At 31.6% G+C, this 20,849-nt stretch carries 13 protein-coding genes; 12 read left to right on the top strand and 1 reads right to left on the bottom strand.

Annotation, left to right across the window (positions count from 1 at the left end):
- Positions 1–47: 47 nt before the first annotated feature.
- Positions 48–3,170, bottom strand: a complete 3,123-nt coding sequence (locus GXK57_RS18970) for a DEAD/DEAH box helicase (RefSeq protein WP_160679355.1) — start codon at positions 3,168–3,170, stop codon at positions 48–50.
- A gap of 536 nt (positions 3,171–3,706) precedes the next feature.
- Between GXK57_RS18970 and GXK57_RS18965 the strand changes: the two genes are divergently transcribed.
- The 12 genes from GXK57_RS18965 to GXK57_RS18910 all read left to right on the top strand — a co-directional run bounded on the left by GXK57_RS18965 (position 3,707) and on the right by GXK57_RS18910 (position 20,726).
- A complete protein-coding gene (locus GXK57_RS18965) occupies positions 3,707–3,937 on the top strand; it encodes a hypothetical protein (protein WP_160679353.1) in 231 nt (76 codons plus the stop codon).
- Between the two features lie 403 nt (positions 3,938–4,340).
- The gene (locus GXK57_RS18960) at positions 4,341–5,165 is read left to right on the top strand and encodes a nucleotidyltransferase domain-containing protein (RefSeq protein ID WP_160679350.1); all 825 of its coding nucleotides are present in this window, start codon (positions 4,341–4,343) and stop codon (positions 5,163–5,165) included.
- A 93-nt stretch (positions 5,166–5,258) separates the two neighbouring features.
- On the top strand, positions 5,259–6,038 hold the full coding sequence (locus tag GXK57_RS18955) for a TrmB family transcriptional regulator (protein ID WP_160679348.1): 780 nt from the start codon (positions 5,259–5,261) through the stop codon (positions 6,036–6,038).
- Between the two features lie 549 nt (positions 6,039–6,587).
- On the top strand, positions 6,588–7,985 hold the full coding sequence (locus tag GXK57_RS18950; RefSeq protein ID WP_160679346.1) for a PTS mannitol transporter subunit IICB: 1,398 nt from the start codon (positions 6,588–6,590) through the stop codon (positions 7,983–7,985).
- Positions 7,986–8,006: 21 nt separating this feature from the next.
- Positions 8,007–10,064, top strand: coding sequence for a BglG family transcription antiterminator (locus GXK57_RS18945; RefSeq protein WP_160679344.1), 2,058 nt, complete (start codon positions 8,007–8,009; stop codon positions 10,062–10,064).
- Positions 10,061–10,504 (top strand): PTS sugar transporter subunit IIA, encoded by a 444-nt coding sequence (locus tag GXK57_RS18940; RefSeq protein WP_160679342.1) that lies wholly within the window; start codon positions 10,061–10,063, stop codon positions 10,502–10,504. The genes GXK57_RS18945 and GXK57_RS18940 overlap by 4 nt, the downstream gene beginning before the upstream one ends.
- The gene (locus GXK57_RS18935) at positions 10,504–11,658 is read left to right on the top strand and encodes a mannitol-1-phosphate 5-dehydrogenase (RefSeq protein WP_160679340.1); all 1,155 of its coding nucleotides are present in this window, start codon (positions 10,504–10,506) and stop codon (positions 11,656–11,658) included. The genes GXK57_RS18940 and GXK57_RS18935 overlap by 1 nt, the downstream gene beginning before the upstream one ends.
- A 784-nt stretch (positions 11,659–12,442) precedes the next feature.
- Positions 12,443–14,269 (top strand): glutamine--fructose-6-phosphate transaminase (isomerizing), encoded by a 1,827-nt coding sequence (gene glmS, locus GXK57_RS18930; RefSeq protein WP_160679338.1) that lies wholly within the window; start codon positions 12,443–12,445, stop codon positions 14,267–14,269.
- A 496-nt stretch (positions 14,270–14,765) separates the two neighbouring features.
- A complete protein-coding gene (locus GXK57_RS18925) occupies positions 14,766–15,596 on the top strand; it encodes a TnsA endonuclease N-terminal domain-containing protein (protein ID WP_160679336.1) in 831 nt (276 codons plus the stop codon).
- Entirely contained in the window at positions 15,593–17,758 is a 2,166-nt protein-coding gene (locus tag GXK57_RS18920; RefSeq protein ID WP_160679334.1) for a Mu transposase C-terminal domain-containing protein, read from the top strand. Before GXK57_RS18925 ends, GXK57_RS18920 begins: the two co-directional genes overlap by 4 nt.
- Positions 17,745–20,162, top strand: coding sequence for an AAA family ATPase (locus GXK57_RS18915; protein WP_160679332.1), 2,418 nt, complete (start codon positions 17,745–17,747; stop codon positions 20,160–20,162). Before GXK57_RS18920 ends, GXK57_RS18915 begins: the two co-directional genes overlap by 14 nt.
- Positions 20,163–20,276: 114 nt before the next feature.
- Positions 20,277–20,726 (top strand): hypothetical protein, encoded by a 450-nt coding sequence (locus tag GXK57_RS18910; RefSeq protein ID WP_160679330.1) that lies wholly within the window; start codon positions 20,277–20,279, stop codon positions 20,724–20,726.
- Positions 20,727–20,849: the final 123 nt, after the last annotated feature.

Genomic DNA, 20,849 nt, shown 5'->3' with positions numbered 1-20,849 from the left:
AGAAAAGTATGAATTTTTTGTTTATATCTGGCATTATAAGAGCACAATTACATACTTCTATCAAAGAGTCTTATAAGATCATCCTTACTAAGCTTTTGAAGTGCGTTGCTGTCTTGTAAGTCGCCAGTTAAAACATCGTCTATCAGCTGTTTTTTATTATCTTGAAGTGTTAGTATCTTTTCTTCAATAGTGCCTTTTGCAACTAACCTTATAACTTCAACTATGTTTTTTTGTCCTATTCTATGGGCTCTGTCGGTAGCTTGATTTTCTACCGCTGGATTCCACCAAGGATCAAAATGTATTACCAAATTAGCGGAAGTCAAATTTAAACCAGTGCCTCCTGCTTTTAGGGAGATTAGGAAAACTTTAACCTCTTCATTTGTATTAAAATCATTTACCAGCCTTAGCCTCTCTTTAGCAGAGATAGAGCCATCTATATAATAGTAATTTATATTTAATGCATCTAATTGTTCTTTGATTTTAGATAAAGCAGAAGTAAACTGTGAAAACAAAAGAACCTTGCCTGTTTTTGATAAATGATCTTGTATTAGAGACATTGCAGCTTCTAGCTTTCCACTACCACCAGTATAATCTGGTATCAGAAGAGAAGGGTCTAAACATATTTGGCGCAGTTTTGTAAGATATGAAAAAATCTCTATCTTTCCACCAGAACTGTTCTTTAGGTTTTCTCTTATATCTTTTATGAAAGTGCTATATACTGATTTTTGCATTGGAGTCATTTCAACTATAAGCTTCTTTTCATCTTTATCTGGCAGTTCTTCAATTACTTCATTTTTAGTTCTTCTCAGAATAAAGGGATTTATTAGGCTTTTAAGAAGCTCAATATTATCTTTTACTGAAAACTTTCTTTCAAAGACTTCCTTTGAATAAAGAAAGTTTGGCATTACAAAGTCAAATATGGACCACAGTTCAGTAAGATTATTTTCTATAGGGGTTCCAGTTAAAGCAAAGCGAGTAGTAGCTTTTATTTTATTAATAGCAAGCTTTGTTTTAGAAGTTGGATTTTTGATGTTCTGTGCTTCATCAATAATACAAAAATCGAAGCAATAGTCTTTATAATTCTGGATATTGTTTTTTAAGGTTCCATAAGTAGTTAAAAGCACTGTGTTTTCATTCATCAACTCTTCTAGGCTTTTCCCTCTATTTCTTTCGCCATGGATTATATCAAAGGTTATATCAGGACAAAAGTTTATAAGTTCATCTCTCCAATTGTATATAAGAGAAGTAGGTGTAACTATGATGAATTTCTTAGTTTTCTCTGAAGCAATTAAGACTATAGTTTGAACTGTTTTGCCAAGCCCCATTTCGTCAGCGAGTATGCCGCCTAATCCTAATTCAGTTAGAGTTTTAAACCATTTAAAGCCGTTTATCTGATAATCTCTCAGAGTAGCTTTTAGTTCCATAGGAACAGTAAGCTGGCTAGTTTCATAATTATCTAGTTTTTTCTCTAAGTTCTCAAATATAAGTGAATTATTGTGAATAGAGTAGTTATTTTTCTCAAGCAATTCTTTCGTATAAAGCAGTTTATCCTTATCCACTTCAAGGGTACCAAATTCCTTAGTATTATCCATTAATAAATCTAAGAGTTTGAAGAACTTTAGTACTCCATCATCAGTAAAATCTAGGTAGTTATTACTGTTGTCTTTATAGAAGCTTTCACCAGCTTTATATGCTTCATAGGCACTGTGAAGTTCTTGAGGCTCCATTCCTTCAATTTTGTAGCTGATTTTAACTTTAGAATCATTATCTTCTAAATCCATCACTATGTTTGAGGAATTATAAAACTTTATGTTTTCAAAGCCTACACCAAAAGTTACTTTCCCTAAGGTATATAGTCCTGTGTTTTTCTTAGTTAATAGCTGAAACAAATCATTATCACTACCTATGAATTGTAATCTTTCTTTTCTGTTAATAAATTTATAACTTTCAAGCTTCATTAAAAGCTTATTTTCTGCTGATTTATCTCTTAGCTTATCCTCACTGTCAATTGTTGTAGTTAAAATATTAATTTTATTACTAAGGTATATACCGTAGACATCACAATAGATATAAACACTGTCTTTATAAATATAAAATTCAAAGCTTAGATAATCAGAACTATAATTTCGTACACCTTCGCTAAGGGTTACATCTCTAGAAATAGTTGTAAGCTTAGATATCAGCATATTGTAATTATCTAGATTCTTAGGAAAAACTAAGGTATCAGATTTATTAAACTTGTCATAGAAAAAACTATAGGTGTTTATTTGTTTTTTTGAAGGTAAGAAAATTTGTCCATTAAAGAAATATACTAAGTTTTCATTGTCCAAAGAAATTGGAAGTTTCTTGTGAGTAGTGATTATAAAGGCTTCGTAATTATCTTTGAAGGTAAACTTTAGCGGTAAGTTATCCTTTAGTATAGTTGGATAATAGTCTATACCTTTATATTTGAAAGTAATCCTGTGATTAACTAAGGTCTCCAAGAATTCTTTAAGCTCATTAGTGCTAAGCTTTAAGGCTCTAGAAGAAGCTGAATTTTCCTTAGAGTTAATTTTTTTATATAGATAGTCCACTAATCCCTTGTAGTTCTCATTTAGCTTATAATCGGAGAGATCATAGCTTAGTGACTCGTCAACGTATATATTATTACTAGCATGTAAAGAAGCAATAAATTGTTTTATGTTAGTTACAAGATATTTATGATCAGTACCTATGCGAAATTCAGCTTCATAGGTAGAGTAGTCCTTAAAGGACTTTGATAGTAAGGTTATTTGAAGAGAAAGCTCAAGCTTTTCTTTTACTATTGAGTTAGTTCTATCATTAGAAGCTTTTGACTGTTGTTTTTTACTCACTGAGTCTATAAATTTATAACAAGCTGCAGTAATATGTTCACACATAAATAAGGGCTTATTTCTTGAGAAGTCCTTAAAAAGTTCACAACTGCAATTAGTACCTATAACCATACCTGTTTTTAAATTAATTTTTATATGAGCATTAAGCTCTCTAGCTAATTTACTATCTTTAATATCTCCGTAAATATGGTATATATCATCTATCTTTTTTCCTCTAACTTTAGTAACAAGATTTTCTTTAAAAATTTCATTTCCCTTTGTTCTCATTAAGTTGGAAGATGGTTTGAAAACAATTTGTTTAAGACTGTTAATATCCATTTTCTCACCACTTTCTTGATTATTAATATGTAAAATGTTGTATTGTAATTAAACATAGCTTAAATCATTAATAAATCTTGGTTATATGCATTTTGGGTATATATAAATAATTACAAAGTAGTTCCCAAAAGCAGATAATATTATAACATAAATAACTTTCAATATATAGAACCTGTATAGAATTTGGTATGTTTCTTGTTATTTAAGCTGGGCCTAGCAATGCTTGATATACATACTAGATATAAATAGAAATTAAGTTTCTTTATTAAGTTAGATAGGCTGAATTTTTCCTTTAGAGTAAAGATTTATAGCTATAGAGTTATGTTCTAGCTAAAAAATTATAGACTTACAAGATTTTCTGAAAAGCCATAGGACTTTTGAAAGTTGTTTTTATAGTTAGTGATTAAAACCTTGAAGTTATTTATAATTTATTACAGATTAGGTTAAAAATGAATTAATATGGTAAAAACTTATTGTAAAAGTTATACAATTGGTAGTAATATGTATATAAAGTTTAAAGTTAAGGGGGGCTAAATATGCATGTTAATTTTAATGGGGTACCTGTTAACAACAAGTTTTTAAAGTTCTTAATTGCATTTCTAGCAATATTTCTTGTTCTTATTATACTAGGGTTAGTATTTGCAATAATTTTTCCGATTATAGTGCTTTCAGGAGCTATAGTTATAGGAGCAATAGCTTTAGCGCTTGTTCTTGCTTTGATTTGTATTCCTTTAGGCTTGATTAAGGGCAAAGGTTCTAAAGATTAAAGGGCAAATAATTTTTTGGCTATGTTCCATAATTTTCAACAATCAATTACTTAAGAAGTTCAAAAGATAAAAATGTTATCTATTAGAGCTAATAGGCTTTATTAGTAAGAAAAGCAAAACAAATAGCGATTTCCTAACAGTTATAAAGTGATGTAATTATCTTTATAAATAGTACAAGAAAAATGGAATATTGATAAAAGTTATGATATGAAATAAAATGTAGTAGTACAGTGTGTACTACTACATTTTGCTTTTAAGGATTTTTAGAAAATTATATGTAGGCATATGCTAGAAGTCTACAAATTACAGCAGTTTATATATTATCTAAGATTATAGAAAAGCAGAAGTTTTTAATGATGGGTATCTAATGAAATTATTATTTAGGTATAAAAGGAGAAATATTATGATTAATAATGCTGTTAAGGAAATGATTGAGGAATTTACAAAAATTAATGAGGTAGAGGGCATACTTCTGGCTGGATCTCGTGCTACCAACACCTATGATGATGGTTCTGACTATGATATTTATATTTATTCAACTAGTGAAATATCTATAGATAGAAGAAAAGAGATTACTGATAAGTATTTTAGCTATATTGAACTAAATAATACTTTTTGGGAAGCTGAGGATGATGGCTTCTTAAAAGAAGCTAATATACCAGTTGAAATAATATATAGGGACATTAAATGGCTTAAGGATTCCTTAGATAGAACAGTAAAGCATGGTGAAGCTAGTATAGGCTATAGTACCTGTTTCTGGAGTAGTTTTATTAATTCAATAATACTATATGATAAAAATAATTACCTACAGCAATTACAAAAGTTATATGATGTTCAGTACCCAAAAACTCTAAAGGAAAATATAATCAAAAAAAATTACCCGTTGCTTAAATTACAAATGCCAGCTTATTACTATCAGATAGAAAAGGCTTTAAAAAGAGATGATTTTGTAAGTGTAAATCATAGAGTTGCTGCTTTCTTAGCTAGCTATTTTGATATTATTTTTGCAGTAAATGAGTTTCAGCATCCAGGAGAGAAGAAAATATTAAAGATAGTAAAAGATAAAAACTTTAACCTTCCGAAAGAAATGGAAGCTAATGTGTTAGGTATATTAGAGAACTCAGCTCCAAATAAAACTGGTCTTTTGAACATTATAGATTTATTGGTTTCAAACTTGGATGATTTTTTAAAGAGAGAAAATTTGTACTTCTGGGAAAAAAATATTTAAGAAAGGATTGGTGGTTTCTACTAAGATGCTAAACAAATTGAAATCTAGCTGTTCAATAGTTAAAAGTTGTAGATAGAAATCATATAACTATAAATGGATGAAATATTAAGTTTACTTGAAAAGTTGAATTTTTCGAAGAATGAAGCTGCTATATATATTGAGCTAATAAAAAATTCTAGCCTAAACGGATATCAGATTGCAAAAAATCTTAAGCTTTCAAGATCTTCAGTTTATTCTGCCTTAGATAACCTCTATGAAAGAGGAGTAATATTTTTAGTGCCTGGAGATACTCAGCTTTATAAAGCAGAAGATCCGACAGCATTAACTTCAAAGATGAAAAGAGATTTTGTTGACACCGCAGATTTATTAGAAAACAAGCTAAGAAATTTGAAAAAGGTAGAAGTGGAAGAAAGATACCTAAATATCGAAGGATATGAAAATATAGTGTCAAAAACTAAAGAACTATTACTTGCTGCAGAGAAGGAAGTTTATATAAATACAGATTTTGACCTTAGAAAGTTTTCCGAGGAGTTTGAGGAACTAAAAAAGAAAAAGGTAAGGACGATAGTTTTTTCTTTTTCAAAAAATATAGATGATAATCTGCCTATAGAGCTATATACTCACAGTGACGAAGGTTGTGAGAACAAGGAAACTAGAATAATGCTAGTTGTTGATTGTAAGAAGACTTTAGTAGCTGACAGAGGCCCCCATAGGGAAGAATTTTTAGGAACCTTTACAGACAACACTCTTTTTGCAACAATAATATCAGAGCATATTCATAATGATATATACCTTTTAAAGCTTAAGAATAAATATGAAAAAAACTTGATTAATGAGGATATTAAGCTAAACACAATTTTAGAAAATAGATAAGGTAATGCCTTAGAACTTATAAAATATAAGTTCTAAGGCATTTTTTGTTTTGGCTCTGTTTTTAAATTAAGTGGTCAGTCATCCGATGCTTAGATGAGCTTGCGCAAAAAATCCTTTAATTCTAATTGCTCGCTCATATAGCATCTCCTTCTTAACCACTTAATTTAAAAAATATTCTTAAGCATAGCCTTTATTTTGAATGAAAGTACAAGTGTTTTGTTAGTAAAACTAATAAATTAAGCTATCTCAATAGTTTCATGTGATAAAACTAAAAAGAAAAATCCACTGAAAAATTTGGCTGAATTTTAATACTTAAAGATGAGAATTATAATAAATGGATTAATATCGGATTATTTAAAAGTTTTAGCTTGCCAGCTAGAACCCTTGATTTACAAGGGCTTTGGACTAACTTTAAATTTGTCATTGAAAACACCTCTCAAAATTGAAGTTGATTAAATTGAAAGAGTAAACGTTTTATTTTAATATAAGGACATAGCAATTAAACAATTTATAAAAAATTATAAAAACAATTTTAATAGGAGGTATCATATGGAACATAATAAAGTTAATTCATCGGCTAAAGCTAAAGTTCAAAGGTTTGGAAATTTCTTAAGTTCAATGGTTTTACCAAACATCGGAGCATTTATTGCTTGGGGGCTTATAACAGCCTTGTTTATACCAACAGGTTGGTTCCCAAATGCATACTTTGCTAAGTTAGTAGGACCAATGATAACTTATCTACTCCCTATCTTGATAGGTTACACTGGAGGTAAACTTGTCTATGATACTAGAGGTGGAGTAGTAGGTGCCATAGCTACTGCTGGTGTTGTAGTTGGAGCATCCATACCAATGTTCTTAGGAGCAATGGTAATGGGACCATTAGGCGGATGGTTGATCAAGAAATTTGATAAACTTGTAGATGGCAAGGTTCCAACAGGATTCGAAATGTTAGTAAATAACTTCTCATCAGGTATTTTAGGTGGAGCACTTTCATTAATCGCTTTCCGTTTCATAGAACCAATAGTTTCTGGAATTTCAACTGGTCTTGGTAGCATAGCACAAACTATAACTAACCAAGGATTGTTGCCACTAATTGCAATCGTTGTAGAACCTGCAAAGATACTATTCTTAAACAATGCAATCAATCACGGAGTTCTATCACCTTTAGGTATACAACAAGCTGCTTCAGCAGGTAAGTCAATATTCTTCTTAATAGAGCCAAACCCAGGTCCAGGACTTGGTATACTACTTGCATTCTGGTTATATGCAAAAGGAACAGCAAAACAATCAGCACCTGGTGCAATAATAATTCACTTTTTAGGTGGTATTCACGAAATTTACTTCCCATATGTATTAATGAAACCTCTTCTATTACTAGCTGTTATAGCTGGAGGAATCGCTGGAGATTTAACTTTCGTATTATTAAAGGCTGGTCTTGTAGCAGCTCCTTCACCAGGAAGCATAATTTCCTTAATGGCTATGTCTCCAAAAGGTGGACAATTACCAGTAATAATGGGAGTATTGGTTGCAACAGTAGTTTCATTCTTAGTAGCAGCAATAATACTAAAGAGAGATCCACAATCAGAAGATATAGACCAAGCTAAAGAAAAAGTTAAAGAAATGAAAGCTGAAAGCAAAGGTCAAACAATAGCTAATGCAGTTGCTAGTGATGTTAAGTTAATAGTATTTGCTTGTGATGCTGGGATGGGATCTTCAGCAATGGGCGAATCAATACTTAAAAAAGCTTTAAAAGATGCTGGAATAACAGGAGTAAACGTTAGCCATTCTCCTGTAGATGATATACCAAGAAATGCTGATGTAGTCTTCACACAAGAAAATCTTTATGAAAGAGCTCAAAAGTCAGCAAAGACAGATAGAATATTAACTGTGAAAAATTTCTTAGATCGTTCAACCTATGAAGAATTTATTAAGCAACTAAAAAACTAAGCTGACTAGGTATTTTGATTAATGGATAATTTAACTCCTAGACAGAAGTTTATACTAAGCAAGATATTAAATGAAGGCTCTTCTAATAAAGAGAGCCTTCTTAAACAATTAGACATAGGTACGAGAACAATTCTAAGAGAAATCACAGCTATTAACAAAGAATTAAAAAAGTATAGTATCGTTATTTTTGTAGATGATGAAATGGAGCTATCTATTTCAGGAAACAAAAATAATATTGAAGAATTAAGATTATCATTAGCACAGATCCCAATGCAATGGCTATTCAGCAAGGAACAAAGACAGATTATTATGACCTGTCAGTTAATCATGTCAAAGGAACCTTTAAAAGCAACATATTTCAGCCATAAATTTAATGTGGTAATGGGAAGTATAAGCCTTGATTTAGATAATATAGAAAAGAGATTATTAAGCAAAAATCTATGCTTGATTAGAAGAAGAAATCAAGGGATAAGTATAGAAGGCTCCGAATGGAATAAAAGAATTGCTTTGGTAGAGTTTTTAATTGAACTAAGACCTTATGAGGATCTTCTAGCAATATTATATGGCGAAGAAGTGGATCAAACTGTAAGAGCTTTTTTTGAGATAATTTTTGGAAGTAAACTTTTAGGTCTAGTAAAAGAAATGTTTGAGCATTCTGAGTTTAGCTATATGAGAGCCAATGATGTTAAATATTTCACTTTATTCATTCAGCTCTTAATATCAATTAAGCGAACAGAAACTGGTGATACCATTGAGTTACCAGAAAAGATAAGAGACGAGATAATAGCTTCTGAGGCTTATGAAAAAATTACAAGCATAGATGACACCTTAAAGAAATACGACATAGTCTTATCAGATGAAGAACTGGCGTATTTGACTTTATATTTAAGTGATTATAACTATTTCTTAAATAACAATAACACCTTAATGCATCTAGATATAAACTACGAAGATATTGCCCTAGAGTTAGTATCTGAAGTATCAAAAAAACTTGGGATAGATATTACCTCAGATAAACAGGTTATAAAAGACTTATCACAGCATTTTAAGCAGACCTTTTATATGCTTAACCTAGGACTTGTGGTAATAAATCCTTTAATTAATGAAATTAAAGGACACTATAAAGATTTATTTAAGGTAGTAAGTAGTAAATGTAAGCTTATTTTTTCAAGGTATAATTTAAAAATTCCTTCTGAAGAAGTTGGTTATATAACAATGCATATAGATGTAGCACTGCAGAGGCAGCAAGGAAAATCAAGAAACCTTAAAGCTTTAATAGTTTGCCCTGGAGGAATAGCTACTGCTAGGATACTTTCAAATAAAGTAAAATCTTTGTTTCCAGATATAACTGATCTTTCAATATCATCAATAAACAATATTGAAGAGAAAATAGAAAACAATCTTTACGACCTGATTATTTCAACTGCGAAGATAAGTTCTAACATTAAAAGTAAGATCATCATAGTAGCTCCATTTATGACTAAGACAGATTTGGAAAATATAAACAACTTTATTGTTGATTTTAAGATAAATAACAAAGAGAACTTAACAAAACTATATGATTATGACAATATGCGAGAAACCTTAAGCATCGATTATGAATTAACAGATGAATTGATTAAGAACTCACGTATAACACAAGCAAGTGTAAAGAATTTTGTAGACCTAATAGACATAATTGCTGAGGATGTTAAAAACAACAATATAACAAAGGATAAAGAAGCAATTAAACTATCAATACTAAAAAGAGAAGAAAAAGGTAATATAGTGGTGCCAGGAAGCAGCGTAGCCTTACTTCATGCAAGGTGCGAAAAGATTGATAAACCCTTTGTAGGAGTATATAGAATCACTGAACCATTATATATGAATAGTATAGGCTTCACAAAAGTTGAAACTAAAACCTTTATAGTTATTTTAGCTAGAAAAAATGAGAGAAACTACATTTTGCAGCTCCTAGGCATGATAAGTATAGCACTAATCGAAGATACAGATTTTATAAAAATACTAGAAACCGGAACACTATCAGACTTAAGAAATTATTTAGTTAATATAGCAAACAAGGAGAGAGAAGAGCAATGAATACAAGTGTATTAAATGAAAGAAATATTATTTTAAATCTACCATCAGAATCTAAGGATGCAGCAATAGAGAGAGCAGGAAGACTGTTAGTTGCTAACGGATATGTAAATGAGAACTATATAGAAGGTATGAAAAAAAGAGAAGAAGAAGTAACTACCTACATGGGGAATGGTGTAGCAATTCCCCATGGAATGAATGAATATAAAAAGCAGATAAAGAATTCTGGTATAGTTATTCTCCAATATAATAATGGGGTTGATTTTGGAGAGGGTAATATAGCTTATCTTGTTATAGGAATAGCAGGAGTTGGTGACGAGCATATGGCTATACTATCTCAAATAGCACTTACTATTCAGTATGAAGAGAATGTTGACAGAATAAGAGCAGCTAAAAATCCAGAGGAAATAATTAGAATCATAATAGAAGAAGGTGAGATGTAATGAAGGCAGTACATTTTGGAGCAGGTAATATTGGAAGAGGTTTTATAGGATACTTACTTTCTAAATCTGAGTATAGTCTGACTTTCGTTGATATATCTGATTTTCTAGTGGATTCTATCAACAAATATAAAGAGTATACAGTTATCACACTAAGTACTTCTGAAAACAAGGAAAAGGTTCATGGTGTAGATGCAATAAATATCAAAGATGTTGAAGCGTTAGAGCAAGCAGTAATAGAAGCTGATCTTATTACAATGTCCATAGGTGCACCTAATTTAAAAAGTACCGGTTCACTACTTAAAAATATGCTAGAAAAAAGAATGAAAGTAAGCCAAAAGAAAGTTGATATAATTGCTTGTGAAAATGCAATCATGGCAACAGATATGTTAAAGACTGCTATTGTGGAAAACATGGACAAAGCTTTTATAGAATATTTGGACAACTATGTAGGTTTCCCTAATAGTGCTGTAGACAGAATAGTTCCAAATGTTAACATAGAAAAGGAATTGCCTATTGATGTGGCAGTGGAAGATTTTTATGAATGGGACATCGAAAAGAATAAAGTAAAAGCCAATGCTGACATCTTTGGAGCTGAATACGTAGAGATGTTAGATCCATACTTAGAAAGAAAGCTGTTTTTATTAAACGGTGCCCATGCTACAACTGCATATCTTGGATATATAAAAGGATACAATTATATTCATGAAGCTATTAAGGATGAGTATATAAGAAACGTAGTAATCAACTTCCATAAGGAAGCTGTTGAAGCTCTAAGTAAGAAGCATGGCATTGATATAGAGTTACTTACTGCATACTCAGAAAAACTTATTAAAAGATTCGAGAATCAATACCTACAAGATGAAGTATTCCGTGTGGGCAGAGATCCTGTAAGGAAGCTAGCTTCCAATGACAGATTGATAACTCCTTTAGTACTTTGCAAGGAACTAGGAATAAGTAGTACTAATATAGTAACTGGAATTGCAGCAGGTCTTTTATTTGACTATAAGGATGATCCAAAGGCACAGGAAGTTCAAGAAATTATAAAAAATAAAACCATACAAGATGCCATTACTGAAGTTTGTGGTTTAGCAAAAGATAATGTTTTGGTTGAAGAGATAGTAAGTAAATATAATGAACTAAAAGCTATGAGATAAACCCAAATGAAGGTATTCGTTAGGTAAGAATAATATAGAATTTTAGTTATAGCTGTACCACTTCATATTAAAATTTATATTTTAAAGATCTCCACTTAGAACCCCTGAGGAGCTTTGAAAATAGATTTAGGATTGAAGTGGTACATCTTTATATACTCTAAAATCACTTGCTTTTGTTGTCTAAATGCATGTGTTGTATTAGCATATAGTTGACTATACCAGTGATTTTTTGTTTATTAATAAGACAATTTTTTAGCTTGCTAGAAGGTAAATTTATGCATAAAGATGGCTAGAATTAATAAATTTATAATAATTTTTTTGTGCTTTTGAAAATGTAACAATTGGATTGACTTTAAATAATATGTAGTATAATATATAAAATTGTGAAGGCTGAAGAGACCATAATTGTAATTTTAAGAAGTAAAAGGAGGATAGAAGTAATATATTAGTTTAAAGCGCAAGGGGTTAAATTTTGTGTGATATTTAACCTGACGAGGATGAGGAGTATCGATTTATCAGCGGGTGCCTCACGGTATGATACTACCGTTAAAGTCTGGCAAAACTAAAAAGTGATTTTTAGAACAAATCCAGACGGGTATTAAGATATCAAAAAAAATTAATGTGAAGATATCTTACAAGCATCGCTTCAGCTTTAGAAATTATAAGTTTAATATATAATTTAATATCTAAGGTTGAAAGTGCTTAAATAAATGCAGCCTTCCATGGATAAAATATTTCATATGATTATGGTACGTATATCTAAATATGAAAGGAAGATTTTTTTATGTGTGGAATAGTAGGTTATTTAGGAGAAAAGAAAGCAACACCAATTTTAGTTGAGGGATTAAGCAAGCTTGAATATAGAGGCTATGATTCATCAGGTATAGCAATAGTTGAAAACGGAGAAATAAAGATCGAAAAGTGTAGAGGAAGACTTTCTAACCTTAAGGATAAAGTTTTAGACAAAGACTTTGCAAGCAGTATGGGAATAGGTCATACAAGATGGGCTACTCATGGAGAACCATCAGATTTAAACTCACATCCTCATAGCAACCAAGATGGAACTATAGCAGTAGTTCACAATGGTATTATAGAAAACTATATAGTACTAAGAGAATGGTTAATATCAGAAGGATATAAGTTTGTATCAGAAACAGATACTGAAGTTATACCTCATTTAGTAGACTACTACTTCGAAGGCAATCTTGAAGATGCAGTAATCAAAGCAACTAAGAGAATGGAAGGAAGCTACGCACTAGGAGTTATTGCTAAGAATGATCCTGATAAAATAGTAGCAGTAAGAAAAGACAGTCCATTAGTAATTGGAGTAGGGGAAAAAGAAAGCTTCATAGCTTCAGATATACCAGCAGTACTTAACAGTACTAGAGATGTTTATTTGCTAGAAGATAAAGAGTTTGTTGTAATGACAAAGAGCGGAATTACAATATACGATGAAAACAAAAATAAGGTAGATAAACAAGTATTCCATGTAACTTGGGATATAGATGCAGCTGAAAAAGGTGGCTATGACCACTTCATGATAAAAGAAATATATGAACAACCAAAGGCTATCAAAGATACTTTAACTTCAAGAATAGTTAAAGGTGAAAAGATTAAGATTGATGGTATTCATTTAACAAAAGAACAAATAGAAAACTTCGATAGAATATATATAATAGCTTGTGGAACAGCTTACCACTCAGGTGTAGTTGGAAAGTATGTTATAGAAAGACTTGCTAAGATACCAGTAGAAATAGATGTAGCATCAGAATTTAGATACAGAAACCCACTTATAACAGAAAAGACTCTTATGATCTGCATCAGCCAATCTGGTGAAACAGCAGATACTTTAGCAGCTTTAAGACTTGCTAAAGAAAAGGGAGCTAGAATAATAGCTATAACAAATGTTGTAGGAAGTTCAATCTCTAGAGAAGCAGATGATGTATTCTATACTTGGGCTGGACCAGAAATAGCAGTAGCTTCAACTAAAGCTTATATCACAATGCTAATAGCATTATATATAATAGCTCTTTACATGGCAGAAGCTAAAAACACAGTAAGAGCTACTGAAATAGAAAAGATAAAAGACGGTTTATTGAACCTATCAGAAAAAACTGCTGAAATACTAAATGATATAGAACCAATTAAAGCTTTCGTAGATGAGATCTATAAGCACAAAGATGTATACTACCTAGGAAGAGGTCTTGACTATGCAGTAGCAATGGAAGGATCACTAAAGCTTAAGGAAATATCATATATTCACTCAGAAGCATACGCTGGTGGAGAATTAAAGCATGGTACAATAGCTCTAATCGAAGAAGGAACTTCAGTTATAGCACTTGCTACTCAAAGTGATCTATATGACAAGATGGTAAGTAACATCAGAGAAGTAAAAACAAGAGGCGCTAAGGTACTAGGTATAGCAATGGAAGGCCAAACAGAGATAGAGAAGACAGTAGATGCAACAATCTACATCCCTAAGGTAATGTCAATACTAGCTCCAGTGCTTTCAGTAATACCTCTACAAATATTAGCTTACTACACTGCAGTTAAAAAAGGCTGCGACGTTGATAAGCCAAGAAACTTAGCTAAATCAGTTACTGTAGAGTAGGATATAGGGACGGTTCTTTTGCCCTTGTGGGTTTAAAACAAAGTTTGATCTATTAAAATAAAGTTTGAACATTTAAAATAAAGATTGATCTTTTAAAACAAAGTTTGAATAGAATTTTAGTAGGAAGACAATACTATACTCGAGATGTGTAGTATAAAGATTAAAACAAAATATAATAAGTAATTTAAATGCACATTCTCACTTAAGTGAGAGTGTGCATTTTTTTATTCTTTATAAATTAATATTTCAGAAGAAATTAAGAGTAAGTATGTTTAAATGCTTATTTATTGATGTAAGCGAAAGAATATAAAAAAAGAGAAATATGTCGCCTGCCAGAATTTCTTCACATACGTTCAGAAAAGGCAGATGCGCAAAAATTTACTAAAGAAGAGCACTTTAGCAAATTTTTTTATATATAATTATCAAAAAATTTTGAATTTGTAGATATTTAAACCTTGGGTAGAGAGTTTAATAAACGATGGATGGGAGGCTTCAAATGGCAGTAAAAAAGAAAAGTATTGAGAAAAAGCAGCAAGAAGGTAGGGGGCAAGGCTTCGGTAAGGAGTATACCCCTTGGATCAAAATTCAAGAGGTTCCCTCTCTGGGTAGACGTTCTAGATTTAAGGGAATAAAGACTGATAGGCAGCATGAATTATTATCAGACCTAGAACGAAACTATCTGTATTTATTGGAGTATTCAGATAAGGTGTTTGATGTTAGAGAGCAATATTCACTTCCTATGGAGGAAACCTTAAGTATTGCTTTGGAATTAGGGCTTGAACATCCAAGAGAACCTGGAACTGGAGAGTATATAGTTATGACTACAGATTTTTTAATAACCCTTCAGCAGGAGGATAATAAATATGACGTGGCTAGGACTATAAAGGATAAGGATAAACTATTAGATAGAAGAACTATAGAAAAATTTGAGATAGAAAAGGTGTATTGGGAAAGAAAAGGAATTAGCTGGGGTATAGTTACTGAAGCTGATATAGATAAGACTATTGCTGAAAACATAATGTTCTTTAGTAGTTATTACAATCTAGAAGAAATCGATGCTTTTGAAAATATAGATAAGGTAGAAATTTTTGATTTAGTTTTAGAATATATAAGGAGAATTATTGGGACCACAGAAACCATAAGAACTATTTCAACCAGATTTGATAAAGAAATGTCGCTGTTAAAGGGTACGGGAATATCAATCTTTAAACATCTTTTAGCTAGAAAAATAATTAAAGTTGAGCTTAACCAGGCACTAAAGTTAGATCAGCATATTGAGGTTGAATTGTCTCAGGAGGCTTTAAAAGAGGAGTTTAAGATATCATGATATTAGACAATACAGTCTTTAAATATGCAGATGAAAAAGGTGAGAGAATTAGAGTAATTTATATTGATGAAGTACAAGAGCAGTTTGCTTATGTCAATATAGATGTAGTTTTAGGTACACCTAAATGGGAAAGGCTAAGTAAAATTGAGGAGGAGCTAGCTACTAATGTATTAATTAAAGTTACTGATCCCTATTTAAGAAATATTGATGAAGCTAAGCTAACCGCCACACAAAGAGAAAAAAGAGATACATATTGGAATTTAATAAATGAGCTCTGGGAAAGTAAGCCTTTAGAACTGCTAATGCCAAACACTAGAAAGCGTACCATAGAAGCTTTAGTAGCTGCTTCTGGAATACCAGAAATAAGCTTACGAAGAGCTATCAGTAGGTTTTGGCAAAGAGGAATGAATAAAAATTCCTTATTACCAGATTACAAGAACTCTGGAGGAAAAGGCAAGGATAGAAAGCTTACGGAAGATACAAAGGTTGGTAGACCGAAAAAAGCTACCTTCAGCGGTGACACTATAATAGGCATAAATATCACAGAAGCTATAAAGAAGCAGTTTGAGTTAGCAGTAAATAGATACTATAGAAATAGTAAAAAGATAACGCTTAAGCAAACCTATAACTTTATACTTAGAGATTTTTTCTCTGACCAAGTAGTAGAAGCGGGTGAAAAGAAATATAAGGTTTGGGATAAGGCTAGAATACCAACCTATGAACAGTTTTATTACTGGTTTAAGAAGGTTGAAGATCCGAAGCAGGATATCATACTTCGAGAAGGTGCTAAGGCGTTTGAATTAAATAGTAGAGAGCTTTTAAGTAATTCAACCTTAGAAACGGATGGTCCAGGTACGAGATTTCAGGTTGATGCTACTGTTGCAGACGTTTATTTGGTAAGCTCTCTTGATAGAAATAGAATTATAGGAAGACCTATAGTTTATGCAATAATAGATGTTTTTTCAAGGCTTGTAACTGGTATATATGTGGGCTTAGAAGGTCCCTCTTGGATTGGTGCCATGATGGCGCTTGATAATATGCTCGCTGACAAGGTAGAGTTTTGTAAAGGCTATGGTATTGATATTACAGAAGAACAATGGCCAGCTAAGCACTTACCAGACATCATAATAGCTGATGGCGGCGAATTTAAAGGGTATTCTGTAGAGAACTTAATTAATAATCTAAACGTAAAAATAGAAAATACTTCACCCTATAGAGGCGACCTCAAGGGAATTGTGGAGCGAAGCTTTAGAACCCTAAATATAAAATTAAAACATATGACGCCTGGAGCAATTCAAAAGGAATTTAGAAAAAGAGGAGATCCTGATTATAGATTAGATGCAACGCTTACCCTAGAAGAGTTTACAAAAATATATATCAATCTTGTACTCTACCATAATAATAAGGTTATTGATAAATATCCTATGGAAAAGGAAATGCTAAGAGACAATTTGGTGGCTATTCCTTCACAACTATGGAATTGGGGAATAGAAAATAAGAAAGGTCGCTTGAGACTAGCTGATAGAGAGTTATTGAGACTAAATGTACTTCCAAAGGGTCGTGCAAGTATATCTAGAGCTGGTATAAGGTTTAAAGGATTATACTATGGTTCTCAAAAAGCAATTGAAGAACAGTGGTTTATAAAATCCAAGGTAAGGAGCCTAGAGGTAGTTTATGATCCAAGGAATATGAATAATATCTACATACTAAAGGATGATGGAAGAAGATTTGAAGCCTGTCATCTTTTGGAGCCAAGTATGCAATATAAGGATTGCATACTAGAAGAAATTATATATAATCTTGAACTTATCTCTGAGCTTCGAGAACTGGAGAAAAATAAACAGAATCAGTTAAGTCTTGATTTAGACAGTGAGATAGAAAAAATAGTTAAGGCTGCTAAAAAAGAAAGTATCAAGGAAATAGATCGAAGTGTAAGCAAAAATAAAAAACTTCAAGGTATAAAAAGCAATCGAGCGGTTGAAAAGGAAATTAATAGAGCTAAAGAAGCCTTTGTAATTGTTGAGGAAAAGGCTGAAGCTTTGGCTGAGGTGATAGAATTACCAAAACTCAGCGAGGAACCAGAAGTTAAGGAGAGTTCGAGTAAGGATAGACTAATGGAAATGCTCAAAAGGAAAAGGGATGAGAGACGTGGACGATGTTAAAAAGATTGTTATCTTAAAAGGAGACGTAGAAAGAGCAAGTTATAAGGAGCAACAATTGGAGGAGTATATGGGAAACCCTTTCATTGAAGCTTTACCACCTATATTTTTTGAGGAAGAAGTCATGGATCGCTTCACAATAGAACCTACAATAAGCAACGAGGATAGAATAAAGCCTTCTAATTTAAGATATCATATCATAAAAAGAGCTAAAAACTTTGTTCAACCTCTGCCAATACATTTTGTTGTTGAAAGACGATTATCAACGCTGCTTAGACGTGGGTATTTAGCAAGAAATCCTCTAGATAAAAGCTTCTTAGAAAGATTAAAGATATTGAATCAAATAAGAGCTGAGGCCTCAGAAGATGCTGTTTTAGAAGATAGTATGAGGCATATACGCTCTACAGCAGATAGCCTAGCAATCATTGGTATATCAGGAATTGGTAAGACCACAGCTATTGAGAGATTGTTATTGATGTATCCGCAAATAATTAAACATGAGGAGTATAAAGGAAGTAATTTTAGTAGAACGCAAATAGTTTGGCTAAAGATTGATTGTCCACATGATGGTAGCTTAGCAACGCTATGCAAAAGCTTCTTTAAGGCAATTGACGATCTCTTAGGCACTAGATATTTAGATAAGTTCGGATATTCTAATAGAGTTACTTCCTCAATGATGCTACATATGACCACTCTAGCTAGTATGTATGGAATAGGTGTATTGGTTATAGATGAAATTCAGCATCTACTAAAGGCTAAGGATGAAAAAGAGGAAATGTTAAACTTCTTTGTTACCTTAAGTAATACCATAGGCATTCCAACTGTCCTAATCGGTACTAATAATGCTCAAAAAATCTTTAAAGGCAACTTTAGGCAAGCTAGAAGAGCCGCCAGTGAAGGGGCAATAATGTGGGACAGAATGACAAAGGATAGTGCTGAGTGGAACTTCTTCTTAGAAACCCTTTGGGACTTTCAGTGCTTAAGGGAAAAAACTGAGTTAACAGAAGAATTAAAGGATACTTTTTATGATGAAGCTCAAGGTATCACAGCAGTGGCAGTTAATTTATTTATATTGGCACAGGAAAGGGCTATAAGTGAGGATAAAGAGAAAATAAGTAGAGAATTACTAAGGGTTACCTCTAAGGAAGATCTTCATATGATTCAGCCTATGCTTAAGGCCTTAAGAACCAATAATGAAGAAGAAATTTTAGCATATGAAGACATTTCAATCAATTTAGACAAGATTGCCTTTAATTACAGGAAGGATATTGAGTTAAGCGGAAAAATCGAAGAGCTACTTAAGGAAAGAAAAAATACTATTGAGCTGAAACGAAGAAGTAATGTTGAAGGTCTAGTTATGGATTTACAAGTTTTGCCTAGTGCTATTGATTATGCAACAGGTAGTGGGCATTTTTTAACTGAATATATGGACCAGGTTCAGAAAATAATAGAGGAAATTGATGTAAGTAAGGCAAAGCCATCAGCAAGAAAAAATATAGAGATCTGGGCAAAATATAATCCATTTGGGTGGGCAAAGGATTATGTTTACGGTATTGAAGCAGACTATCGCCTTGTTAAGACTACAAAAGTAAGTTCTTTCTTAAATGGTGATGGTGAAGCTAATATTATCCGAGCAAATGGACTTGACCATTTTATAAAGTCAAAGGATTTTAGAGGAAAACTTAAAGGAGTTTCAAAGGAGAATAAACAAAACAACGAACAATTTGATATTCTTATAGCTAATCCGCCGTACTCCGTAGCCGCTTTTAAATCTACTGTAAAATATGGAGATGAATCCTTTGAATTATATGACCGCCTTACAGATAACAGCTCTGAAATAGAATGCTTATTTATAGAAAGAACGAAACAACTTTTAAAAGTTGGTGGATGGGCAGGAGTTATTTTACCAAGCTCTATTTTAAGTAATACGGGTATATATATAGCTACAAGAGAAATTTTATTAAAGAGTTTTTATGTAAAAGCAATAACAGAGTTTGGGTCAAATACTTTTATGGCTACAGGTACAAACACCGTTACTCTGTTTTTAGAACGTAGACCCGATAGCGATTGGCACAATATTCATAATGCTATTAATATGTTTTTCGATAGACCGAAAGATGTTACAGTATTAGGCATAGAAAAAGCATTTAGTAAATACATAAAAGAAGTGTTTGAAGGTATTAATTTTGATGATTATATTACATTAATACAAAGAAAACCTAATGATAAAATTAAATCACTTGAATTATTTAATGACTATATTATATGGTTTAATAATCTTACAGAAATTAAAAACTTAAAGGATAAAAAAATATTTAAAGAACTTTCTTTACAGGAACAACAAGTAAAGCTTGATAAAATGTTCTTTGATAAAATTTTTGAAATAGAAAAGGACAAAATGCTTTAGTTCTTACTTGCTTATCCTCAAAAGACGATTATTGTTAAGGTTGGTGAAAAACAAGAAGAAAAAAATTTCATTGGTTATGAATTTAGCAATCGTAGAGGTCATGAGGGTATTAAAATGCTTCCTAATGGAACAAAGCTATATGATGAAGATGACCAGTTAAATCCTAAGAAGGCTAATAGTTATATTTACAAGGCATTCTTAAATGAAAATATAATTATCGATGAACACATGAGAAAAAACGTTTCAATTACTGATTTAATAAGAATGATGAATTTTGATATGGTTGACTTTGAAAAAGGAATTAGTTTAAATAGTAAAAAAAAACTACCTAAATGGAAATATGAAAAGAAAAAACTTGGCACAATCTGTAATGTAAAAATTGGTGGAACTCCTTCAAGAAATAATAATGAATATTATATAAATGCTAAACATAATTGGTTATCAATTTCTGAAATGAATGGAAATGTTATTTTTGATACAAAAGAAAAGATAAATGACTTGGCGATAAAAAACTCTAATGTTAAATTAATTAAGGCAGGAACAACATTATTGATTTATACTTAAAACTGGTTCTCTCGCAATTTTGGTGATACTTTTATTGGAAACTATTATTCAATGATTTCAACATAGATTTTCACTTATAATAAATAAAAACTATGTTTGGAGATGTGAATTTGAAGGATATTA

Origin of the sequence: Clostridium sp. C8-1-8 (assembly GCF_009928445.1) — a bacterium.
Taxonomy (GTDB): Bacteria; Bacillota; Clostridia; order Clostridiales; family Clostridiaceae; genus Clostridium_AR.
The sequence above is the reverse complement of the archived record's forward strand: the minus strand, read 5'-3'. Positions and strand labels throughout refer to the sequence as shown.